At 41.8% G+C, this 22394-nt stretch carries 32 protein-coding genes and 2 riboswitches; of the genes, 24 read left to right on the top strand and 8 right to left on the bottom strand.

What is annotated here, in order from left to right:
• Positions 1–6 precede the first annotated feature (6 nt).
• From comGC to C5695_RS12325, 6 genes are read left to right on the top strand one after another with little or no spacing between them, the layout of a single operon-like run.
• Positions 7–300, top strand: a complete 294-nt coding sequence (comGC, locus tag C5695_RS12350) for a competence type IV pilus major pilin ComGC (protein WP_117730988.1) — start codon at positions 7–9, stop codon at positions 298–300.
• Entirely contained in the window at positions 293–739 is a 447-nt protein-coding gene (gene comGD / locus C5695_RS12345) for a competence type IV pilus minor pilin ComGD (RefSeq protein ID WP_117730987.1), read from the top strand. The genes comGC and comGD overlap by 8 nt, the downstream gene beginning before the upstream one ends.
• Entirely contained in the window at positions 723–1037 is a 315-nt protein-coding gene (gene comGE, locus C5695_RS12340; protein ID WP_117730986.1) for a competence type IV pilus minor pilin ComGE, read from the top strand. Before comGD ends, comGE begins: the two co-directional genes overlap by 17 nt.
• A complete protein-coding gene (gene comGF, locus C5695_RS12335; RefSeq protein WP_272866843.1) occupies positions 949–1476 on the top strand; it encodes a competence type IV pilus minor pilin ComGF in 528 nt (175 codons plus the stop codon). The genes comGE and comGF overlap by 89 nt, the downstream gene beginning before the upstream one ends.
• A complete protein-coding gene (locus C5695_RS12330) occupies positions 1473–1856 on the top strand; it encodes a competence type IV pilus minor pilin ComGG (protein WP_117730984.1) in 384 nt (127 codons plus the stop codon). Before comGF ends, C5695_RS12330 begins: the two co-directional genes overlap by 4 nt.
• A 59-nt stretch (positions 1857–1915) precedes the next feature.
• Positions 1916–2113, top strand: a complete 198-nt coding sequence (locus C5695_RS12325; protein ID WP_117733119.1) for a YqzE family protein — start codon at positions 1916–1918, stop codon at positions 2111–2113.
• Between the two features lie 33 nt (positions 2114–2146).
• Here C5695_RS12325 and C5695_RS12320 read toward each other — a convergent pair whose 3' ends face one another.
• Positions 2147–2425, bottom strand: a complete 279-nt coding sequence (locus C5695_RS12320) for a DUF3889 domain-containing protein (protein ID WP_233230864.1) — start codon at positions 2423–2425, stop codon at positions 2147–2149.
• Positions 2426–2724: 299 nt separating this feature from the next.
• Here C5695_RS12320 and tapA point away from each other — a divergent pair, with 299 nt between their 5' ends.
• The 3 genes from tapA to tasA are packed head-to-tail and all read left to right on the top strand — an operon-like array spanning position 2725 to position 4734.
• Entirely contained in the window at positions 2725–3252 is a 528-nt protein-coding gene (gene tapA / locus C5695_RS12315; protein WP_117730982.1) for an amyloid fiber anchoring/assembly protein TapA, read from the top strand.
• A 51-nt stretch (positions 3253–3303) separates the two neighbouring features.
• Positions 3304–3876, top strand: coding sequence for a signal peptidase I SipW (gene sipW / locus C5695_RS12310; protein ID WP_117730981.1), 573 nt, complete (start codon positions 3304–3306; stop codon positions 3874–3876).
• A gap of 57 nt (positions 3877–3933) precedes the next feature.
• Positions 3934–4734, top strand: a complete 801-nt coding sequence (tasA, locus tag C5695_RS12305) for a biofilm matrix protein TasA (RefSeq protein ID WP_117730980.1) — start codon at positions 3934–3936, stop codon at positions 4732–4734.
• A 67-nt stretch (positions 4735–4801) separates the two neighbouring features.
• On the opposite strand, the gene sinR is transcribed toward tasA, so the two are convergent.
• From sinR to C5695_RS12285, 4 genes are all read right to left on the bottom strand, one after another.
• A complete protein-coding gene (gene sinR, locus C5695_RS12300; RefSeq protein WP_106049802.1) occupies positions 4802–5137 on the bottom strand; it encodes a transcriptional regulator SinR in 336 nt (111 codons plus the stop codon).
• A gap of 33 nt (positions 5138–5170) precedes the next feature.
• Complete coding sequence (locus tag C5695_RS12295) at positions 5171–5335, bottom strand: anti-repressor SinI family protein (protein ID WP_117730979.1); 165 nt, start codon at positions 5333–5335, stop codon at positions 5171–5173.
• A gap of 183 nt (positions 5336–5518) precedes the next feature.
• On the bottom strand, positions 5519–6316 hold the full coding sequence (locus C5695_RS12290; protein ID WP_117730978.1) for a YqhG family protein: 798 nt from the start codon (positions 6314–6316) through the stop codon (positions 5519–5521).
• Between the two features lie 14 nt (positions 6317–6330).
• Positions 6331–8001, bottom strand: coding sequence for a DEAD/DEAH box helicase (locus tag C5695_RS12285; protein ID WP_117730977.1), 1671 nt, complete (start codon positions 7999–8001; stop codon positions 6331–6333).
• Positions 8002–8251: 250 nt separating this feature from the next.
• Positions 8252–8359: riboswitch (glycine riboswitch) on the top strand.
• A gap of 3 nt (positions 8360–8362) precedes the next feature.
• Positions 8363–8458, top strand: a riboswitch (glycine riboswitch).
• 103 nt (positions 8459–8561) lie between these two features.
• Between C5695_RS12285 and gcvT the strand changes: the two genes are divergently transcribed.
• The 3 genes from gcvT to gcvPB are packed head-to-tail and all read left to right on the top strand — an operon-like array spanning position 8562 to position 12475.
• The gene (gene gcvT / locus C5695_RS12280) at positions 8562–9659 is read left to right on the top strand and encodes a glycine cleavage system aminomethyltransferase GcvT (RefSeq protein ID WP_117730976.1); all 1098 of its coding nucleotides are present in this window, start codon (positions 8562–8564) and stop codon (positions 9657–9659) included.
• A 16-nt stretch (positions 9660–9675) separates the two neighbouring features.
• Positions 9676–11022: an aminomethyl-transferring glycine dehydrogenase subunit GcvPA gene (gene gcvPA, locus C5695_RS12275; protein ID WP_117730975.1), complete on the top strand. Its 1347-nt coding sequence runs from the start codon at positions 9676–9678 to the stop codon at positions 11020–11022.
• Positions 11015–12475: an aminomethyl-transferring glycine dehydrogenase subunit GcvPB gene (gcvPB, locus tag C5695_RS12270; protein WP_117730974.1), complete on the top strand. Its 1461-nt coding sequence runs from the start codon at positions 11015–11017 to the stop codon at positions 12473–12475. Before gcvPA ends, gcvPB begins: the two co-directional genes overlap by 8 nt.
• Positions 12476–12518: 43 nt before the next feature.
• Here the strand turns inward: gcvPB and C5695_RS12265 are convergent, their stop codons facing one another.
• Complete coding sequence (locus C5695_RS12265) at positions 12519–12899, bottom strand: rhodanese-like domain-containing protein (protein WP_117733117.1); 381 nt, start codon at positions 12897–12899, stop codon at positions 12519–12521.
• Positions 12900–13119: 220 nt separating this feature from the next.
• Here C5695_RS12265 and C5695_RS12260 point away from each other — a divergent pair, with 220 nt between their 5' ends.
• The 3 genes from C5695_RS12260 to C5695_RS12250 all read left to right on the top strand — a co-directional run bounded on the left by C5695_RS12260 (position 13120) and on the right by C5695_RS12250 (position 15453).
• Positions 13120–13956: a lipoate--protein ligase family protein gene (locus tag C5695_RS12260; RefSeq protein ID WP_117730973.1), complete on the top strand. Its 837-nt coding sequence runs from the start codon at positions 13120–13122 to the stop codon at positions 13954–13956.
• Positions 13957–14041: 85 nt separating this feature from the next.
• Positions 14042–14476, top strand: a complete 435-nt coding sequence (gene mntR / locus C5695_RS12255) for a transcriptional regulator MntR (protein WP_003215946.1) — start codon at positions 14042–14044, stop codon at positions 14474–14476.
• A gap of 101 nt (positions 14477–14577) precedes the next feature.
• Positions 14578–15453 carry a patatin-like phospholipase family protein gene (locus C5695_RS12250; RefSeq protein ID WP_117730972.1) on the top strand — a complete coding sequence of 292 codons (876 nt, stop codon included), beginning with the start codon at positions 14578–14580 and terminating at the stop codon, positions 15451–15453.
• Here C5695_RS12250 and C5695_RS12245 read toward each other — a convergent pair.
• A complete protein-coding gene (locus tag C5695_RS12245; protein ID WP_117730971.1) occupies positions 15450–15845 on the bottom strand; it encodes an SA1362 family protein in 396 nt (131 codons plus the stop codon). The two genes, C5695_RS12250 and C5695_RS12245, sit on opposite strands and share 4 nt — an antisense overlap.
• Positions 15846–15883: 38 nt before the next feature.
• On the bottom strand, positions 15884–16840 hold the full coding sequence (locus tag C5695_RS12240) for a DUF1385 domain-containing protein (protein WP_117730970.1): 957 nt from the start codon (positions 16838–16840) through the stop codon (positions 15884–15886).
• Positions 16841–17063: 223 nt separating this feature from the next.
• Here C5695_RS12240 and C5695_RS12235 point away from each other — a divergent pair, with 223 nt between their 5' ends.
• From C5695_RS12235 to spoIIIAD, 9 genes are all read left to right on the top strand, one after another.
• The gene (locus C5695_RS12235; RefSeq protein ID WP_117730969.1) at positions 17064–17591 is read left to right on the top strand and encodes a YqhR family membrane protein; all 528 of its coding nucleotides are present in this window, start codon (positions 17064–17066) and stop codon (positions 17589–17591) included.
• A 108-nt stretch (positions 17592–17699) separates the two neighbouring features.
• Positions 17700–18143: a type II 3-dehydroquinate dehydratase gene (aroQ, locus tag C5695_RS12230; RefSeq protein ID WP_034280247.1), complete on the top strand. Its 444-nt coding sequence runs from the start codon at positions 17700–17702 to the stop codon at positions 18141–18143.
• Complete coding sequence (locus C5695_RS12225; RefSeq protein WP_117730968.1) at positions 18140–19201, top strand: M24 family metallopeptidase; 1062 nt, start codon at positions 18140–18142, stop codon at positions 19199–19201. The genes aroQ and C5695_RS12225 overlap by 4 nt, the downstream gene beginning before the upstream one ends.
• Before the next feature lie 25 nt (positions 19202–19226).
• Positions 19227–19784 (top strand): elongation factor P, encoded by a 558-nt coding sequence (gene efp / locus C5695_RS12220; protein ID WP_117730967.1) that lies wholly within the window; start codon positions 19227–19229, stop codon positions 19782–19784.
• A gap of 173 nt (positions 19785–19957) precedes the next feature.
• Positions 19958–20242, top strand: a complete 285-nt coding sequence (locus tag C5695_RS12215) for a YqhV family protein (RefSeq protein WP_117730966.1) — start codon at positions 19958–19960, stop codon at positions 20240–20242.
• Positions 20243–20308: 66 nt separating this feature from the next.
• Positions 20309–21232, top strand: a complete 924-nt coding sequence (spoIIIAA, locus tag C5695_RS12210) for a stage III sporulation protein AA (protein ID WP_117730965.1) — start codon at positions 20309–20311, stop codon at positions 21230–21232.
• Positions 21226–21741 (top strand): stage III sporulation protein SpoIIIAB, encoded by a 516-nt coding sequence (gene spoIIIAB / locus C5695_RS12205; protein ID WP_117730964.1) that lies wholly within the window; start codon positions 21226–21228, stop codon positions 21739–21741. Before spoIIIAA ends, spoIIIAB begins: the two co-directional genes overlap by 7 nt.
• Before the next feature lie 19 nt (positions 21742–21760).
• Positions 21761–21967 carry a stage III sporulation protein AC gene (spoIIIAC, locus tag C5695_RS12200; protein ID WP_003153142.1) on the top strand — a complete coding sequence of 69 codons (207 nt, stop codon included), beginning with the start codon at positions 21761–21763 and terminating at the stop codon, positions 21965–21967.
• Positions 21964–22377, top strand: a complete 414-nt coding sequence (gene spoIIIAD / locus C5695_RS12195; protein ID WP_087978339.1) for a stage III sporulation protein AD — start codon at positions 21964–21966, stop codon at positions 22375–22377. The genes spoIIIAC and spoIIIAD overlap by 4 nt, the downstream gene beginning before the upstream one ends.
• Positions 22378–22394 lie beyond the last annotated feature (17 nt).

Genomic DNA, 22394 nt, shown 5'->3' with positions numbered 1-22394 from the left:
ATAGACATGAATGATAAAGGATTTACTCTGTTAGAAATGTTAATCGTGATGCTCGTAATTTCCATTCTTTTACTCATTACCATACCGAATATCACTCGTCATCACCAAACAATTCAAGCAAAGGGCTGTGAAGGGCTCAAATCAATGGTGAGTACACAGGTGATGGCATATGAATTAGAACACGATGGAAAGACACCATCTTTAGCTGAATTAGAAAAAGAAGGCTATATCAAAAAGGGGTTAACATGTCCTAACGGCAAAGCAATTGTGATTCAAAACGGTGATGTGAAGCATGAGTAAACTGATTTTGCATGACAAGGGCTTTACTCTCATTGAACAGCTGATGATCTTACTAGTTTTATCAATTCTATTGTCGGCTATAGGAGGGAAAATCCCAAATTTAATAGAAAGCGCTGAAGCCAAAAGACAAGTGAACATCATGAAACAGGATTTTCAATTGGCTGCTTATACTGCATTGATCAAAAAAACACGTGTACATGTTGAGTTCCATCCGCCACATGTATCTTATCGGGTGGTGGATCAAAAAGATGGCGAAATCATAGCTTCTTTTCAGCATCAAAAGGGGAGCATTAAGTCTTCTACATTTCCAAAAGGTATCTATTTTAATGTAAACGGCCATCCAAGTAGCGGCGGGTCTCTTATGATTCAATTTGGCAGTCAAACGTATAAGCTCACGATTTATTTAGGGAGCGGGCGAATCCATGTTCACAAACAATAGGGGATTCAGTACGATTGAAGCACTGTTTGCTTGTCATATTTTTCTGTTTGCAGCTCTTGTGCTCATGCCAGCCTATGAAAAAATCATGATGGGGAAAAAGGAAGTAAGAGCCAAACTTGAAGCTTACCAGATTTTGCATGAACAGATGAATGAAGCGTTCATAGATGGTACAACACCTTCCGTCAAAAAGAAGAGAGGCGACGTCATATATGTACTCAATTGGAGTAAGGAGAAGGGGTGTATATCATACAATATACAAAAAAGTAAGACCATATGCTTTCGTCATGTTAAGCGATAAACATGGTTTTACCCTAGTTCAGGCTTTGTGGCAATTGCAGCTCTTTCTGCTCCTTTCTTATGGCTGTATGCTGATCTTTTCTGCAGCTGAGAAAGCCCAGCCGTTTGAAGAGATGAACCGATTTTCACAAATGGAGTGGAAACAGACCGTCCTACAGCTAGATGAGGAATTAAGTCGTGCAACGGCCGTTAGATCGGTGAAAGGAGGAAAAGCGTTAGAGTATATATCTGATCAAGGACGGGTGGTAACGATTGAGCCATATCAAAATATACTTCGGAAACGAATGGATCAAACAGGCCATCTTCCTTTATTGCAAAAGGTGAAACAATTTCGCGTGAAAACGTATCAGCATAGAGCTATCCTTAAAGTCACAGATGAATCTGGTCAGGTGTATGAAGCCGTTTTTTTCATATATAAAGGGGTGATTCCTACATCGTGAAAAGGGAAGGAGGATTTATTTATCCACATGTACTTGCTGCGATTCTATTTCTTCTATTGATCCTAGGGTCATTGACAATAGGGTTTCAAAAAGAACTGAGAAGTGCAGAGCTGACGATTTCTTTTTATAAGAAACAGCAGCTTTTCAGGGTGGGGATGAGTGAGGCTGTGAGTAAATTACCTCGTATGTGTGCAAAGCAGCTTTCCCATATTGACACTGAAGAAGGCCGTGTGACGCTGAAGCAGATGACATGTGATCAAAAGAAAAAGCGTGTTATCATGTTCGTCAGCGTGGAAACAAAGGATGGTTTAGTAGATGAGCGGGAACTAGAGCTCGATTTGAAGACCGGAGAAATCATCAAATGGGCAAACCCTGATTAGACAGTGTATAAAATGATCCTCTTTCTGGTAACACTTGAAGGAAGAAGAGGTGAATGTGCTTGAAAACAAATGACTATGTAAAATATATGACGCAGGAAATCATTAAATATATGAATACACCACGTGACGAACGGAAGGAACATAAGCAAGAGAAATTGGAAACGAAACCGCCATTTTCACAGCGTTTATTTGGCGTTCTGCCATTTGGATTTTCAATGATGTTAAAAAAACGCCAGCGACGAAACCGCCGAAAGTAAAAAGCCGCCAACAGGCGGTTTTTTTATGCCTCTTTAGCTGTATTCTTCCACCACAATCACTTTATTGACCTTGTTTGAGTAAGGGTTATAAGAAATAGTGACAAATACCCCAAATTCCTTGGTATGGTCTTTTAATGTAATATGATATTGTTTCACAGATTCCTTCTCGCGATGACGGTCCCATACCTTTTGTTTAAATAAGACTTGCGTTAGCGGATATCGCTTCTTTGCTTCTTTCACTGCCCGTGTTTCCCATTGATCTCCGGCGGTAGTGAAACTTTTCGCATCCGCACCGGCGGCGTCTTGTAACATAGGGATCAACAGTATACTGAGCATGATTAGTATCTTTCCATATTTCACTTCACATCACCTCACCTGTTCATATCCTGACCAATTCCTGCACTTTTATGTAAATTTTTAAGAAGTACAAATGTCACAGAAAAAAATATTGAATATGGCGAAAGAATGAGAAAATGGAAGAATTTTCTCGTAAGAGTTCTTGTTTAAGAACAAAATGGACTAATTTGACGTTTTGGGTTTTATAGGTAATTCCTTATACTGAAGGTAATCGTTCTTATTAAAGAACAACTGTTCAAGGAGTTGAAGGATGAATGAAACAGTCGCTCTTTGTACTCTTTTGTGCCATTTGTTTGATTTTCACGTCTTTTTTGATCTCTACAACGAACGCTTCTTTTAACGATGTAGAGCACTCAAACTTTGTCATCAAAACATGTGAAAATTTTGAACAGACAGATCAGCATTGTCAGCCTAAAAAATGGGATAGAAGTCATTTGGAACTCATCGATCAAACGATAATCAAAGGAACAGTCTGCGCGCCTCAAAAGCTAAACATGATGCTCATAAATAGGGGACAACCTATTGCGCACTCTGAATGGAAATGGGAATTACATAAAGTGAAAAGCGAGCAACAGCCATTACAAGATGGTCATATTCTTGAAAAGGGCTCCATAAAGTCCCTTTTATCACAAGAAACGGCGACTGTCACGACAGATAAAGCAAAAACGAATGGAATTTATGCGTTTAAAATTTATTATCCTAATGGGTTTGGTTCATCAAAAGAAGCATTCTTTTGGTCTAAACATATGCAACTCTCAAAGTGTCAAGAAAAGGCGTCCTAAGGGGAGCTGTCTTTGAAATGAAATCATGATAGGCGAAGGGGAGAAAAGGTCATGAAAAAATGGATGAAGATGTCTGGAAGTATTCTTTATGTGATCGTGTTCACGATGATGATTGCATGTATTATTGTCGTTTTGTCATCGAGAACAACAGGAGGAGACCCTCAGATTTTCGGTTATCAATTCAAGCAAGTGTTATCTGGCTCAATGGAACCAGAATTTTCAACGGGCTCACTCATTGTCGTAAAAGAGCTGACTTCACCTGAGGTCCTCAAAAAAGGAGATATTATCACCTTTCAAACAAAGCAGGACCAGTCTTTTGTGACCCACCGAATTGTTGGGGTGAAAGGACAAGGAGCCGATAAATCATTTGAGACAAAAGGCGACCACAACATGTATCAGGACGGCACGCTCGTAAAAGCGGATCAAGTGGTTGCGCAATATACGGGTGTGAACATTCCTTATGCAGGAAAGCTTCTTTCGTATGCAGGGACTTCGGCTGGAACTGCTTTGCTGCTCATTATACCAGGTGTGATGCTGCTCGTTTATTCAACTCTTCATTTTATGGGCGCTGCAAAATACCGGAGACACTCAGCTGATTTACAAATGTCAGAGGAACAAGCTTAACTATTCGTTTGTAACCTAATTAGGTTTCAATAAAACAATTTATTAGGGGGTTCATTCATGGCAATGAAGGGATCAATTCGGTTAGGTGTATTATCAGGGGCTTTAGGCATTGCGTTAATCGGCGGGGGGACATGGGCGGCGTTTAACGATGTAGAAAAGGCAAATGCGGTCTACTCAACAGGACATTTGGAATTATCTGCAAAAGAGAACTCCGGCGCCATCAACCTTGCGAACTTAAAACCTGGTGATCGGATCAAAAAAGAATTTCAATTTGAAAATAAAGGATCGCTTGCAATTAATCAAGTGCTGATGAGTCTTGATTACAGCCAGTTTCAAGACGGATCTTCCGCAAAGAATGGCGGTAAGAATACAGCTGAAGAATTCCTTAGCCAGTTTCAGGTGAGTGTTCTGACGGTTGGAGCCGAAGGTGGAAATGGTTATCCGAAAAATATTATCTTAGACCATGCAAACCTGCTTGACTTGCATCAATTAACGTCAAAACAGGATCAAGCCGCATTAGAAAAGCTTCGTCATGCCATCGATGAGAAGTTTTTACATGAAAGTGGGAAAGTTAATGTAGCAACTGTTGATGGAACAGCGGCTCCAGAGTATGACGGCATTCCAAAGAATCCGTTTGATTACGATAAAATGGAAATGATCATTGAATTTGTCAATGACCAGAAGAAGGATAAAGCGGGTCACTATATCCAAAATAAATACCAAGGCGATGCGATTCAAATTGATCTTTCCTTCGAAGCGACTCAGTGGAATGGTTTAACGATCAATCCGAAAAAGCATACGGATGAAAAAGGCTACGTGAAAGAAAACGAAAAAGCACACAGCGAAGATAAAAAATAAAGACAGTCTTTAGACTGATATCAAGTTCTGCACAGCAGTTGGAGGAGTATGCGCTAAAACGTGCGCTTTACTCCTCTTCTTGTTTTTTTTTCCAGATTTGATAATCTAAAAATTCACGAAATTGCTTTTTCGAAACCCCTGATGTCATTGCATCTCGAACTAGTTTTTCCCATTCACTATCTAATTGACCATCGTATTCGGTTTCATCTTTTTCGTGTAACAGTGTATGAACCGAGACGTCCAGGACAGCGGAGACTTTTTCAAGAAATTGAATGGAGGGGTTTGTTTGCAAGTTTCTTTCTATTGAGCTTAAATAAGACTTCGCTACCCCAGCCTTTTCGGCCAGTTCTGATAGTGAGTAGCCTTTTTCATTGCGGTATTGTTTAATACGCTGGCCAATCAATGTCATCACCTTCCTTTCGATATTATAGCACATTCAGAAAGGTTTGATAGAATGACTTCTTACCAGAGGGGGAGACTCAGAGGACTTTTCACTTGATTTGAGGAAATGACGGACTTCTTCAACTGTTAGTCCTGCTTTACGAGCTTCAAGTAATAATTGAACCCAATCATTGTCTAATATGTTCGTTTTCTTTTCCATACAAATACCCTCCTAAAATACTGAATCATGTATTTCAGGCACTTAACGCATGAAATGGAAAGACACAGGTGGTAAGACCTCATAGTTTGCTTGCGTCATGTTTCCGCCCAATACAAACAGACAAACATTGCTTTTGGCTGATCGAAAATTGTATGTCACATGAAAGGGAGGGCGACCGATGAGTCAGCCTCCTCTTTTTTGCTGTAAGTAAAAAAGTCCGCCATTTTCAATCGTAAGACTGATTTTTGGTTCGTATAAAGTTTTGAGTGCTTGTCTTTCTATTTCATATTCTACAGATGTGTCTGAAGTCCCTTCATAAAATTGGTTTAAAAGTTCGGCGTCTTCGTGCCATTTTTGGACAGCCCTCACTGCCCAATCATCTGGCTCTTCATAGGCGTAACGCTCCATTAGACTATAGAGCCGTTTGACTCCGCTTTCTGGCTTAATCATGGTACTCATCGTAAAGCAATAATCTGGAATGTGAGATGACAGCTCACGAGTTTCCAGCTTTTCTTGAAATTGTTCAATGACTTCCCCGCGGATGAGATGAAGTCCTAGTGATAAAAGTTTATCCTTTTTCCGATCTGCGAGATATGAGATTTTCACATTGAGACCAAGCCATGGCTCTAGTGCGACCTGGTTGCTTGTGAGCGGTGTGACTCGCTCATAGAGGCGGATAAAGCGGCCTTGCTCTTTGACAGCCTCAAATATTTGAAATAAACGAGGGGAACCGAAGTGGATAAATTCACCCTCGATTGTATCATCTACTTTGGTTTGATCGGTGATGAGGGTCAATTGCCGCGGCTCGGGTATACCGCCTGTTTTTTCAAGCCAGTGCCAATAAAAAGGGCGGTTCATAATCAATTTATCCATATCGATGGTCAGTTGTACGGTCATGTGTCCTGCACTTTCTTCTAGTATGTCGCATTGATTTGCCTGAAAAAAACGGAGTAGAAAGGTGTGTATGTCACGCTGCTCCATTGATCAACTCTCCTTTATGAGCCTTGCTGTCTTTTTTCTAAAAGTGGTGTTTGTGCATCAGTTAAATAGGAAGCAAACTGGGTTAATTTCTTTTTCATGTCTCCGTCGGATTCATGCTGAAAAAGAATTTGATGCAGTTCTGTTTCGGCATTTTTGATATCAATTCGCGTTAATATATCATCCAAATCGCCAATGACGTTTTCAAACAGTTGAATTTTTTCATATAAAAGCTTTAAGATATGTTCCTCGACGGTTCCATTTGTTGCCATATTGTAAATGTGAACATCTCGCTCTTGTCCAAGGCGGTGGATACGTCCAATTCGCTGTTCTAGACGCATTGGGTTCCACGGAAGGTCGTAGTTGATAATTTGGTTACAAAATTGAAGGTTGATCCCTTCGCCTCCCGCTTCTGTAGCAATTAACACTTGCGCCCGTTCTCTAAATAAATCTTTCATCCAATCTTTTTTGCCCCGCTTAAAACCGCCCCGAAAAGGAACGGAGCTGATGCCATTTTGTTGAAGAAACCATTGTAAATAAATTTGTGTCGCCCGGTATTCGGTGAAAATTATCACCTTTTCATTTAATTGTTGAATAAGCTTGACCACTTCTAGCGCCTTTGAGTTTTGCTGAACTTGATTAATTTTCTCCATGATTTGTGCTATAGCAGAGGATCCTAGAATATGTTTTTCTTCTTCCAGCATTTTTTTAATCGTCATATAGACCGCCTCACGGCTTGAACAGCATTCTCGTTCTAAGGTCATGATGGAAAACATGTGCTTTGTATAAGACGGATTCTCTTTCAGCTTGCAGATTTCATCATATAATGCTTGTTCTGTTGGAGAGAAATCAATAGAAATTGTTTTGACATGCCGTTTTGTCCACTCAATGCCTGTGTCTTGCCTTCGGTTACGAATCATCACTTTATTCACAAGCTGTTTTAATCGGTCATGGTCTTCTAGCTGCAAATCTTTTTTGGCAAAGATATCTTTAAACTGATTTTCATTCCCTAGGTGGCCTGGCTTTAGAAGAGAAACGAGATTAAAGATTTCTCCAATACGGTTTTGGATCGGCGTCGCTGTTAGCAGCAGGCAGAATTTCTTATTCAGATTTCTCACAAATTCATAGTTTTTCGTTTTATTGTTTTTCAGTTTGTGTGCTTCATCAATAATGACCATATCGTAGGCAATGGACAAAATCGTGTCTCGATGAGGCTGTCTTTTGGCTGTATCAATGGAGGAAACCACAACATCACACTGCTCCCACACATAGCTCTTTTTTTGTTCAATAGCATCAATGTAAAATTTCGTCCTCAGCTCCTGTACCCATTGAGACACAAGGGAAGCGGGGACGAGTATGAGGATTTTTTTGGCAAGTCCACGAATCATGTATTCTTTGATAATGAGTCCTGCTTCTACGGTTTTTCCAAGTCCCACCTCATCTGCTAAAATGGCTTTTCCATTCATCTCTTCTACGACTCTTCTGGCTACTTCGAGCTGGTGTTTTAAAGGCGTGAATGCAGGCAGGTGCGCGGGAGCTTGCAGTCCTTCAAAGGAATCAATGGCTGTAACATTTTGAACCTGCGCCGCTAAACGATACATTTCCCAGTTCGCCCAGGGGCCATCTGCTGCAAGCCGCTGCTGAAATTCACTTGCCCATTCCTGATCAAAAATCGTTTGAATATTCAATGTGATCGCCTGCCTTTCTAGTAGGGTGATGATGAAATTGTTCTGTATTTAAACGCTTCATTTTTTAAGAGGTCTTTAAAAGACTAGTTAAATGAATAAAAGCGAACGATAGTGGATAGTTGTTTAAAAAACGTTAATGATTTTTCTGTTGCCCTTCATCCGTTTCTAATGGTAGGATGTTGGTAAGTGATCTAGAAAATAAGTCACCCATTTTGATAGTATGTCCAATAAATGTGAAGAATATGAGCGGATGATGGTATGGGGAGAGACTTGGCGGTTATATTGTACCGGCAGGCGCCGAAGGAGCAAGCTGAATGGGTTCAGTGAATCTCTCAGGCAAAAGTACTCTTACCGGACGCAACTCTGGAGAGTGTTTGCTCATCGGTTTTTAGCAAACCACCAAAGGGGAAAACGCACAATGATGTTGTGCTGTAAACTTTCAGGTGCAAGGACAGAGACTTCTTTTGTTAAAAGGGAGCGCTCTGTCCTTTTTTGCTGTGAATTTTTTCTGAAAATTCAGCTTGTGATCTGCACTGAAAGAAAAAAGGGGGAAACGATTGATGTTGAAACGAACACCGCTTTTTCATGCGTATGAAACGTTCGGCGCAAAAACCATTGACTTCGGGGGCTGGGAATTACCCGTCCAATTTTCTTCCATTAAAGAAGAACATGAAGCTGTTCGAACAAAAGCAGGGCTTTTTGATGTGTCTCACATGGGTGAGGTGGAAATCAAAGGTCAAGATGCCCTTCCTTTTTTACAAAGGTTATTAACCAATGATGTGTCTAAGCTGACAGACGGTAAGGCACTATATACAGCCATGTGCTATGAAGATGGCGGAACGGTAGATGATCTGCTCGTCTATCAAAAAGAAAAGAATGATTATTTGCTTGTTATTAATGCATCTAATATCGAAAAAGATGTGGAGTGGCTGCTTCAGCACAAAGGTGAGGATGACGTATTGATTCAAAATGTCTCTGATCAAATCGCCTTGCTAGCACTTCAAGGACCACTTGCTGTTGACATCATCAAAGATGTGGCGGGAGAAGAGGTGACATCACTCAAGCCATTTACGTTTTTATCAAAAGCTGAGGTCGCTCATAAAGAAGTGCTCGTTTCAAGAACGGGTTACACAGGGGGAGACGGCTTTGAAATCTACTGCCAGTCAGAGGATGCAGTCAATATTTGGTCAGCTTTATTAAAAGCAGGCGAGCCAAAAGGCTTAATACCATGCGGCCTCGGTGCACGTGACACTTTGCGATTTGAAGCCAGACTCCCGCTTTACGGACAGGAGCTGACAAAGGATATCTCTCCATTAGAAGGCGGTATTGGCTTTGCTGTCAAAACAGATAAAGAAGCTGATTTTATTGGAAAAGACGCGCTCAAAAAGCAAAAAGAAGAGGGACCGAAGCGAAAGCTTGTCGGCATTGAAATGATGGATAAAGGGATTCCGCGTACAGACTATCCGGTCTTTTCAGGAGAAAAGCAGATTGGGATTGTCACAACAGGCACACAATCTCCAACATTAAAGAAAAATGTCGGGCTTGCTTTGATTGAATCCTCAAAGGCGCAGCTTGGAACAGAGGTAGAAGTACAAGTTCGCAAAAAACGTCTAAAAGCTAAAATCGTCGCTACGCCATTTTATAAAAGAGCCAAATAACGAGGGGGAATAGAGGATGAAGCACAGGTATCTGCCACAAACCGAGCAAGATCAAAAAGAAATGCTGGATGTCATCGGCGTTCAGTCGATTGACGAGCTTTTTTCAGATATCCCGGAAAAAGTTAGATTTAAAGGAGCATATAACATTAAACCAGCCGCATCTGAAACAGAGCTTGTAAGGGAATTATCCCAATTAGCTGCAAAGAATAAAGATACGGTTTCCTATGCATCGTTTCTTGGTGCCGGTATATATGATCATTACCAGCCTGTCATTGTGGATCATGTCATCTCGCGTTCTGAATTTTATACAGCATATACACCTTATCAGCCGGAGATTTCCCAAGGTGAATTACAAGCCATCTTTGAATTTCAAACAATGATTGCTGAGCTGACGGGTATGGACCTTGCGAACTCCTCGATGTATGATGGCGGGACGGCATTAGCTGAAGCGGCGATGCTGGCTGCGGGACACACAAAAAAGAAAAAAGTAGTGGTTTCTGAAACCGTTCATCCTGAATCAAGAGCGGTGCTAAAAACATACGCCAAGGGACAGCATATTGAAGTTGTTGAAGTGCCTGCAAACAAAGGGCAGACAGATTTAGCTGCATTAGAGAAAGCCGTCTGCGATGATACAGCAGCAGTTCTTGTTCAATATCCAAACTTTTTTGGTGTCGTTGAACCATTAAAAGACATTGAACCGATTGCGCATAAAGGAAAAAGTCTGTTTATTGTCTCAAGTAATCCACTTGCACTTGGGTTACTGACGCCTCCAGGAAAACTTGGGGCAGACATTGTCGTTGGTGATGCACAACCGTTTGGCATTCCAGCGGCGTTTGGCGGGCCTCATTGCGGATACTTTGCTGTGACGAAAAAGCTGATGAGAAAAGTACCAGGCCGCTTAGTCGGACAGACAGAAGATGAAAATGGTGTTCGCGGATTTGTACTGACCCTTCAAGCGCGTGAGCAGCATATTCGGAGGGATAAGGCGACGTCCAATATTTGCTCGAATCAGGCATTAAATGCATTAGCCGCTTCCGTCGCCATGACAGCACTCGGAAAAACAGGCATCAAAGACATTGCCTATCAAAACGTACAAAAAACCCACTATGCGAAGACGCAGGCACAAACATATGGACTGCTTGCTGATGTAGAAGGGGCCCATTTCAATGAATTTGTCATCAAATTACAAGAACCTGTACAAGAAGCCAATAAACGATTGCTTGAAAAAGGAATCATCGGCGGCTATGACCTAGGGAGAGACTACCCAGAGCTTCAACATCACATGCTTGTCGCCGTGACAGAGCTAAGAACAAAAGAAGAAATTGATACGTTCATTAAGGAATTGGGGGATCGCCATGAATAAACAAGATCAGCCGCTTATTTTTGAATTATCCAAAGAAGGAAGAATTGGTTATAGCCTGCCTGATTTAGATGTACCTGAACAGGAGATCCCAGCTTTATTTGATGAGGCGTACATTCGTCATGAGGATGCTGAGCTCCCTGAAGTATCTGAGCTTGATATTATGCGTCATTATACAGCATTATCTAGACGTAATCATGGGGTTGATTCCGGCTTTTATCCTCTGGGCTCTTGTACGATGAAATATAATCCGAAGATTAATGAAAAGGTTGCACGCCTTGCAGGCTTCTCGCAAGTGCATCCCCTTCAAGAGGCAGACACTGTGCAAGGCGCATTAGAGTTACTTTATGATTTAGGTGACCATTTAGAAGAAATTACAGGAATGGACGCCGTGACATTGCAGCCCGCAGCAGGAGCACATGGCGAATGGACGGGGCTCATGATGATCCGTGCGTACCATGAAGCAAGGGGAGATCATAAGCGTACAAAAGTTATTGTGCCTGACTCTGCTCATGGAACGAATCCGGCATCTGCGACAGTGGCCGGATTTGAAACCATTACCGTCGCATCTGATGCGAATGGCCTTGTTGATTTAGAGGACCTGCGCCGTGTTGTGAATGAAGAAACAGCTGCTCTCATGTTGACGAATCCGAATACACTCGGCCTATTCGAAGAAAATATTTTAGAAATGGCTGAAATTGTCCACGGAGCAGGCGGGAAGCTTTATTATGACGGAGCGAACTTAAATGCCGTATTAAGCAGAGCAAGACCGGGGGATATGGGATTTGATGTCGTTCACTTAAATCTTCATAAAACCTTTACAGGTCCACACGGAGGCGGAGGTCCTGGTTCAGGTCCTGTAGGCGTGAAAAAGGATTTGATTCCGTACTTGCCAAAGCCAGTGCTTGTGAAGAGAGAAGATCGTTATTTCTTTGATTACGATCGTCCAGAGTCCATTGGCCGTGTGAAACCGTTCTATGGCAACTTTGGCATTAATGTCAGAGCGTATGCGTACATCCGCTCTATGGGTCCGGACGGCTTAAAGGCTGTGACTGATAATGCGGTATTAAATGCGAACTATATGATGCGCCGTTTGAGTGCTCATTATGATTTACCATTTGACCGTCACTGTAAGCATGAATTTGTCCTTTCAGGTAAGCGTCAGAAAAAATTAGGTGTGCGAACACTCGATATTGCCAAGCGATTACTTGATTTTGGCTATCATCCGCCAACGATCTACTTCCCGCTCAATGTGGAAGAATGTATCATGATTGAACCAACTGAAACAGAATCAAAAGAAACACTGGATGCCTTTATCGAAGCGATGATTCAGATTGCAAAAGAAGCGGAAGAGAATCCAGAAGTCGTACAGGAAGCGCCGCATACGACGGTTGTCAAACGAATGGACGAAACAAAGGCTGCGCGTAATCCAGTCCTTGTTTTTGAAAGAAAATAAAGAAAAAAGACTCAGGGGAATCAAGCTCCCAGAGTCTTTTTTGTTAGTTCTTCGTTTTGATACGGCCGCCCCATTTTTTAAAGCCGCCTTTTAAATTATAAATCTCACGACAGCCATTTTTACGCAACGTTTGGGCTGCTTTTCCGCTTCTCAAATTGTTTTGGCAATAGAGATAAACAGGCTTGTCAGGACGAATTTCATTTTTGCGCTGCTTTAGCTGGGAAAGGGGGATGTTTCTAGCCCCTAAAATATGTCCGCCATCAAACTCATTTGGCTCTCTCACATCAATGAGTTGAGCTTTGCGGTAACCTTTAATGAACTCTGCTTCCGTCAGCGTTTTCATAATGCGCTGCTGATAAATGTAGCTGCCGATGGAATAAAGAACGAAAAGTCCACAAAGTGAGAGGACGATATAGTTGAATATTGACAATACAACTCGACTCCTTCTTGAGCATCAGCACAGTGGCCTGTCTGATGGTACGTTTTAGACAAATACTATTATAGTAAAGCAAAAGAAACTTGTCATCATAAATGGTAAGAATTATTTTCAATTCGTTCCCTATTTGATAGACTGATGAAGAGAGAAAATCGGTGGCCATCACCATCATCTAACATTGACTACGTAAAAGAGAAGGGATTTTTATATGCAAAAAGAGAAATGGTGTTTCATTGATACAGGAAATCAAGACCCTGCCTTTAACATGGCAATGGATGAAGCCTTGCTTTATTGGCATAGTGAGAAGCTCATCCCGCCTGTCATTCGTTTTTATGGATGGAATCCGGCGACATTGTCTGTTGGGTATTTTCAGCATGTTGAAAAAGAAATCAACATGGAAGCAGTCGAGCACTATGGTCTTGGATTTGTTCGCAGACCAACAGGAGGACGGGGAGTTCTTCATGATCAGGAGCTGACCTACAGCGTGATTGTGTCAGAGGAGCATCCGGAAATGCCAGCAACGGTGACAGAGGCGTACCGCGTCATTTCAGAGGGCATTTTAGAAGGCTTTAAAGAACTGGGACTCGATGCGTATTTTGCCATTCCTCGTACAGATAAAGAAAAAGAAAGCTTAAAAAATCCAAGATCGTCTGTATGCTTTGATGCCCCATCCTGGTACGAGCTTGTCGTAGAAGGCAGAAAGGTAGCAGGCAGTGCTCAAACAAGGCAAAAAGGAGTCATCCTCCAGCACGGTTCTATCTTAATTGACCTTGATGAGGATAAACTGTTTGATTTATTTCTTTATCCAAACGACCGGGTAAGAGAGCGGATGCAGCGAAGCTTTAAAAACAAAGCGGTCGCCATCAATGAAATCTCAGACCGAACATGTACAATAGACGATGCGCGTGTTGCGTTTAAACGAGGATTTGAAAAAGGATTAAATATTGAGCTTGTGCCTTATGAGCTGACAGATGAAGAATTAGCATTTGTCCATCATCTCGCTAAAACGAAATATGCCTCAGATGAGTGGAATTACAAGCGTTAAGACAATGGACACTCCTTGTTTTTTAATGGGCGATGGTGTAGAATTGTTATGATTATTAAGTAAAGGTGCATTATGGAGGGGTATTATGACTACACCTAGTATGGAAGATTACATTGAACAAATATATATGCTGATAGAAGAAAAAGGATATGCTAGAGTCTCTGATATTGCAGAAGCACTCGCTGTCCATCCCTCCTCTGTAACAAAAATGGTTCAGAAGCTAGATAAAGATGAATACCTCATTTATGAGAAGTATCGTGGTCTAATTTTAACCCCGAAAGGCAAAAAAATTGGAAAACGTCTCGTATACAGACATGAACTGCTAGAGCAATTTTTAAGAATCATTGGTGTAGATGAAGAGAAGATTTATGATGATGTAGAAGGCATTGAACATCATCTCAGCTGGAACAGTATTGACCGCATTGGCGATCTCGTTCAATTCTTTGAAGAAAACGACGAGCGATCTGTTCAACTGAAAGCGATTCAAAAGAAAAACGAACAAACAAATCAAGAATCTTAAAAAAGGACACCCATACAGTGGGTGTCCTTTTTGATTAAAGTTCTAATTGAAAGCAAATGCTCCTACACTATTAATAGCGTGAAAGGAAAGGAGACTCCTTAATGAAGATAGATGGTGTGTTCTCAGGTGGAGGCATTAAAGGGGCAGCGCTTGCGGGTGCCTATGAAGCGCTTGAAGCGCGAGGATTTCAATTTGTCCGCCTTGCTGGTACAAGTGCTGGAGCAATCATTGCTTCGCTCATCGCAGCAGGTTATACAAGTCAGGAGATTCGCGAGCTTTTAGAAGAAATGGATGAACATCAATTGCTTGACAGGAGATGTCAATTCATTCCGTTTAAAATGCTCAGGTGGGTCTCTATTTACTGGCGTCTCGGTCTGTACAAAGGTGACCGGCTGGAAAAATGGCTGACAGACGTGTTGAAACGAAAAGGGGTCACCGTATTTGGAGATCTCAAAAAAGATTCACTGAAAATTGTTGCGTCTGATTTAACAAATGGAAAAATCCTCGTGCTGCCAGATGACCTTCCTGCATACGGCTTAAATCCAGAGCGCTTTTCTGTTGCAAGGGCGATTCGGATGAGTTGCAGCCTGCCGTATTTTTTTGAGCCTGTCAAACTGAAGTCTTCAAAAGGCATTTGTACCATTGTAGATGGAGGTGTGCTTAGTAATTTTCCGATCTGGCTATTTGCGGAAGAGAAAAAAAGACCGTTCGTCGGTGTCACATTAACCCCAAACGAAAAAGAGCGCCCTCAACACTCCATCCGCAATGCGTTTGAACTGTTTGGCGCTCTTTTTGAAACGATGCGTGGTGCTCATGACGAAAGGCACATCGCCACAAAACACGAACGTCATATTATATTTATTCCTGTAGAGCACGTCATTGCCACTGATTTTCATCTGATGACAGAAAAGAAAAAGGCGCTCGTCGATCTAGGCAGACAGAAGGCCGAGCAATTTTTAAAAAGCTGGACATTTTAAAATAAGGCGCGATTCTTCTTTTTGTTTTTCTTGCCTTCAATCACAGTTAACTGTGTTTGGCTTTTCTTTTTGAGAAGGACGGGCTTAGACTTGTGGTCAGTCGGCACGCTTCGCAAATGAGTGACCCGATTTTTCATCTGACTTTTCGTTTTTGGTTTAGGCTGCTGGTAGCGACGTTTTGATTGTTTGACTGCTTTACGATAAAGATTACCCTCTGTTCCAGTTCTTCGATTCATCAGCCATTTAAATAGGAAAAATAGAGCCGCTCCAATGATCACAACTGATAGCAGCATTGTAAAAAGTCTACCTGGATTCGTTGTGAGTAAATACACAAATCCCAAAACACCTAAAGCGAAAATAATGGTAAAAGCAGGATGTACTCGGCGATTCATAACTGTCCACCTCCGAAGGAATTTACCGGATTTATAAGTTAGATCACTTGATGAGTAGAATCTGATGCTTGCTTCTCAGATGCTTCTTCTAAACGAAGAAGCTCGTTAAAACTTGCAATGGCTACCTCGACTTGATCGTCAGAGGGTTCTTTTGTTGTGAGCAATTGCAGCCAAAGGCCAGGATAGCCAAGCACTTTCAGCACGGGCACTTCTCGGAGTTTGTTCGTAAGCTGAAGCACTTCAAATGAAATGCCCAGAACTACCGGAATGAGCGCCAAGCGATTCAGAACTCTCACCCATAAAGGATCTGTCGGTACGAGTAAATAGACGAACATTCCGACAATAACAGTGAATAAAATAAAGCTGCTGCCGCATCGATAATGCAGCCTGGATTGTTTTTGGACATTTTCCACTGTGATGTCAAGATGCTGTTCATAGCAGTTTATGACTTTATGTTCTGCCCCATGATATTGAAATACCCTTTTAATTAAAGGAGTCATGGAAATAAAGTAAATATAGCCTAATAACAGGACCAGTTTAAAGAATGTTTCAACTGCGATTTGTGCGAAATTCCCTGAAAATACAGGCCGCACAAGTTCAGCTAAAAAGACAGGTACTAGGGTAAAGACAAATTTACTAAAGAGAAGAGAGAGAACCCCGATCACAGCAATGCCGAAAATCATGGATAATTTCGAGCTTTTTTGTTCTTTTTCAAGAGTATGATCTTCGGAAGGATCTAAGTCATAGCGCTCGCTGGAGAAGTTTAAGTGCTTACTGCCATTTGCGCTTGCTTCAACAAGTGCAGCAACACCCCTGACAAAAGGGATTTTCTTGAGAAAGGCGGTTCGTTTATTGGAGGTCCTAGGAAGCTTCAAATACTCAATGGACTGATCCTTACGCCGAATCGCTGTCACATAGTTCTTTTTACCTCCGAACATGACACCTTCGACAACTGCCTGCCCTCCATATGCTGGAGGTTTTGTTTGATTGGACATATTTCATCAACCTGCCTGTTTCCTGTAATTTACATGCATTTCCTTATACCTTTATTGTACAGGAAAAGAAGGGAAATCACTAGCGTACAAGTCGATTCTCTACTAGAATTCTATCTACCTCTTTTTAGCCAGTATACCCTTTTATAAAAATTTTACACTCACGTCTGGAAATCCTTTTTTTTCATGACATTTTGGACATACTACTGGCTGGAGGTGTTCACAAATGAAACGTGATGAGAAGAAAAATCAAGAAGAAAAAAATCAGTCCGTGCAAACGTCATCTCTGGTGGCAAGAGCAGCAGCGACAGGCTTTGTCGGCGGTGTTTTTTGGGGATTTATCGGGTTCCTGACCCATATGTTTCATTTCTCAGAGGTGAGTCCAAATATGCTCCTTCAGCCTTTTGTGCTCGGAGAGTGGAAAAAGGGCGGACTTGGCACTTTTATCAGTATTGTGCTTTTAGGGGTTTTATCAATTGGAGCAGCCTTTATTTATTACGGGCTTTTAAAACGGATCAAAGGCTATTGGGTGGGGCTCATATACGGCGCGCTTTTATGGCTGCTCGTTTTTTACGTATTTAATCCGATTTTCCCAGATGTAAAGCAAGTCCAGGATTTGCAGCAAAGCACGATCGTCACGACATTTTGCCTATATATTTTATATGGCATGTTTGTCGGGTACAGTATTTCGTTTGAATATAATGAATTAACAAGTCAGAAGCTTGCAAGGGCACTCGGGAAAAAGACAGAATAAAGTGTAAATCACCGATTCATATGATAAAATATTTTTGGAAACGAAAGGTTTCTAAGGAAAAAGAAACAGATTTCGATATAGATTGAATTAGGGTGAAGGAGTGGTCATATGCCTCATTTTCTTGTGCTGAATGGGCCCAACTTAAATAGGCTTGGCAAAAGAGAGCCTGCTGTTTACGGAAGTAAGACGCTGACAGATTTAGAAACGGATTTGTTTCAGTTTGCAGAAAGAGCCAATATCCAGTTAACGTTCTTTCAATCGAATCACGAAGGTGATTTAATTGATGCGCTCCACGAAGCAGAAGATCAGTACGATGGAGTCGTGTTTAATCCGGGTGCTTTTACTCACTACAGCTATGCGCTGAGAGATGCCATTGCAAGTATTTCTTTATCAGTCATTGAAGTACATATCTCAAACGTTCATAAGAGAGAGGAATTCCGCCATCATTCTGTACTTGCTCCAGTTTGCCAAGGGCAAATTGTTGGTCTTGGTTTAGAAGGGTATAAATTGGCGATTCGTTATTTAGTCAGTGAAGGGGGAGCAGTATCATGAAACTTGAAAAGTTAAGAACACTTTTATCTGATTTTGAGATCGATGGTCTTGTCATTACGAGCAGCTTTAATTTACAGTACATGACCAGCTTTACTGGCTCAGCCGGTCTTGCCGTCGTTTCAAAGGACCGTGCAGCTTTTATCACGGATTTCCGTTATACAGAGCAAGCCAAGGATCAAGTCAAAGGCTATGACATTATTGAACATAAAGGAAATATTGTCGAAACCGCGGCCCAAACGGCAAAGGAATTTGGGGTGAAGCGCCTTGGATTTGAACAAAATCATATGACATTTGCCACATGCCAGCAGTATGCAGATAAAGCAGGAGATATAGAGCTTGTTCCAGTCTCAGAATCAGTTGAAAAGTTGCGCTTGATTAAGTCTAGTGAAGAGATTAAGATATTAGAGGAAGCTGCGAAGATTGCAGATCACGCCTTTGATCATATTCTCACTTACATCAAGCCGGGCTTGACGGAAATTGCTGTCATGAACGAGCTTGAATTTTTCATGAGAAAAGAAGGTGCTGAAGGATCTTCATTCGATATGATTGTCGCCTCAGGTGTTCGGTCAAGCCTGCCGCACGGAAGAGCGAGTGAAAAGGTGATTGAATCTGGTGATTTAGTCACACTCGATTTCGGTGCTTACTATAAAGGCTATTGTTCTGATATGACAAGAACGATTGCTGTTGGCACACCGAGCGATAAGCTAAAGGAAATTTATCATATCGTATTAGAAGCAGAAAACGCTGGTGTGGATAGAATCAAGCCAGGCTTAACAGGAAAAGAAGCTGATCGCATCACACGTGACATCATTGAAGAGTATGGCTATGGTCAATACTTCGGGCATTCAACTGGCCACGGGCTGGGTATGGAAGTACATGAAGCGCCAGGCCTTTCCTCACGATCCGAGGTCGTATTAGAGGAAGGAATGGTCGTGACAGTTGAACCGGGAATTTACTTACCGGATGTCGGCGGCGTGAGAATTGAGGATGATATTATCCTGACAGCTGACGGCAATAAACGATTGACCCACTCACCGAAAGAACTTATCATATTATGATGGTGAAATGTAGGAGGATGACAAAATGATTTCAGTAAACGATTTTCGTACAGGCCTGACAATTGAAGTGGACGGCGGTATTTGGCGAGTAGTGGATTTCCAACACGTAAAGCCAGGGAAAGGCGCAGCGTTTGTTCGTTCGAAACTACGTAACCTGCGTACTGGTGCCATTCAAGAAAAAACATTCCGTGCAGGCGAAAAAGTAGCGAAAGCTCAAATTGAAACAAAAACAATGCAATACTTGTATGCAAATGGCGACCAGCATGTCTTCATGGATACAAGTTCTTACGAGCAGCTTGAACTAAGTGAAGCGCAAATTAAAGATGAGCTGAAATATTTGCTTGAAAATATGTCAGTGCACATCGTCATGTACGGTGCTGAAACACTTGGAGTGGAACTTCCAAACACAGTAGAACTAGAAGTAGTAGAAACAGAGCCTGGTATTAAAGGCGACACAACATCGGGCGGTTCAAAGCCTGCGAAAACTGAAACTGGTTTAATCGTCAACGTTCCTTTCTTTGTGAACCAAGGAGATAAACTAGTCATTAATACATCAGATGGTTCATACGTTTCAAGAGCGTAATGAACGAAGAAAGCCTGTAAACCTCGTGTTTACAGGCTTTTTTTATTGGAAAAATAGGACACCTCGTTAAGACACCCCTCACTCTATTCTCTCATCCATCTCTCTTCCTTTTGAAAAACAAGACTACTTCTAGCTAGTGAAGCATATAGTGTAAAAAAAGCTGGAGGTTCTATATGAAACCATTTCTTTTCCCAAGCATCCATCCGTCAGTAGCTGCAATGGCAGGCATGAGGTTCTTGTCGGCTGCGATTGAACTGACGGCTGCCATTCTCATCTTAGTCACAAATGATGTTCGGAAAGCGGTGGTCATCAATAGTATATTGGCGATCATTGGACCGCTTATTTTTATCATTACGATGACGATTGGAATCTATCAAATTGCAGGGCAGTTATCCTATGCTAAGCTCGTCTTTATTTTCATTGGCGTCGTGTTTATTCTTGTTGGGATCTATAAGTGAAACGGCTTGGCATAATTAACGACGTCCATCATACATTTTAGAGAAGAAAAAAAGGAGGGGAGCTCGTTGCGGAGTTTGTTGGATATTCTCCCGCACTCGATTGGACAAGAACTCAGGCAGCTAAACGAAGCGGAGTGGGCGCAAATAGAAGAAATCCGCATTCGTACGGATCGTCCTATCGAATTGATGCAAAGAGGAAAGCCTCACTTTCTTTCTTATCGCACAACAGGAGAAGATGCGTCTCAGCTATTAGGGAGGCTGAGCAATTACAGCATGTACACACTTGAAGAAGAGCTGAAACAAGGCTACATCACCATATCTGGCGGACACCGAGTGGGACTTGCCGGAAAGGTGATTGTTGAAAACGGCATTGTCAAAGGATTGAGAGATATCTCTTCATTTAATATCCGCATCGCAAAAGAAAAAATCGGGATTGCTCTTCCCTTTCTTCCTTATTTATATGAAGAGCACTGGCGCAACACACTGATCATCGGTCCACCGCAAACAGGAAAAACAACACTGCTGCGAGATATTGCAAGATTGATTAGTACTGGCACTAAAGAAATTTCTCCTAAAAAAACAGGCATTATTGATGAGCGTTCTGAAATCGCTGGATGTATAAGAGGAGTGCCACAGCACCAGTTTGGACACCGGGTGGATGTGCTCGATGCATGTCCAAAGGCTGAAGGTTTGATGATGATGATTCGATCGATGAGTCCAGATGTCATGATTGTCGATGAAATCGGAAAAAGTGAGGATGTGCAGGCACTTTTAGAAGCGATTCATGCTGGGGTTACCATTATCGTCTCAGCTCATGGCTACTCACTTGAAGATGTATATAAACGCCCATCATTGAAGCCGTTATGGAAGCTTCGTGTGTTTGAACGATATGTTGAATTAAACCGAAAGAATGGTCCCGGCACGATCGGGCGGATGTATGACCAAGATGGACAAGAGATGAAATGGAGGCGGGGAGTGGACGTATGTTAAAGCTCATTGGCGCTGTTTTCATTGTCGCGGCTACGACTTGGAGTGGATTCGAGTTTGCCAAACGATATAGCGACCGTCCGAAACAAATTCGGCAGCTCCGGTTTGCGCTCCAGTCTCTTGAAGCTGAAATTATGTATGGACAAACGCCTTTAGCGCGGGCTGCAGAACAAATTGCATCGCAAGTAGGTCCTCCTGTGAATCGGTTATTTGAACAATTTGCAGAAAAACTGAAAGTCGGAACTTTCTCCGCGCGGTATGCATGGAATGAGAGTCTTGAGGATGTTTGGAAAAAAACCGTTTTGAAAAAAGGCGAATATGAGGCGCTGAAGCACTTTGGAGAAACACTTGGCCAGCACGATGTCACTTCTCAACAAAAGTATATCAAGCTTGCTTTAGGCCATTTGGAATCGGAGGAGAAGGAAGCTGAAATCGCCCAAGCGAAAAATGAAAAAATGGTCAGAAGCCTCGGATTTTTAAGCGGATTACTACTGATTCTTTTATTGATGTGAGAGGAAGGGAGTCGAGAGCATGGGCGTTGATGTAAACGTCATTTTTCAAATTGCGGGAGTTGGCATCGTTGTGGCATTCCTCCATACGATTTTAGATCAAATGGGGAAAAAGGAGTACGCTCAGTGGGTCACGCTGCTTGGGTTTATCTACATTTTGTTTATGGTAGCAACCATTGTAGATGATTTGTTTAAAAAGATTAAAGCCGTATTTCTATTTCAAGGATAGGGGAGGGCTTACAAATCGAAATCATACAAATTGTTGGACTCGGTTTAATCGCTACTTTTTTAGCATTAATTGTCAAAGAACAAAAGCCAACCTTCGCCTTTATGCTTGTTGTATTTACAGGGTGTGTCATTTTTCTATATTTAATTGATCAAATCTACGCCATTATTTCAATGATTGAAAAAATTGCGGCAAGTGCCGGTGTCAATATGAAGTATGTAGAAACCATTTTAAAAATTATTGGCATTGCCTATATTGCGGAATTCGGCGCCCAGCTGACCAAAGATGCTGGACAAGGCGCCATCGCATCAAAAATAGAGCTTGGCGGCAAAATTCTCATTCTGGTCATGGCAGTCCCTATTTTAACAGTCATCATTGAGACCATCTTAGGTATGATCCCGTCCATGACTTAATTGAAAAGAGGTGATGA

This window comes from Bacillus pumilus, assembly GCF_003431975.1.
Lineage (GTDB): Bacteria > Bacillota > Bacilli > Bacillales > Bacillaceae > Bacillus > Bacillus pumilus_N.
Note: the sequence above shows the minus strand (reverse complement) of the source record. Positions and strands in the feature narration are given on the sequence as shown.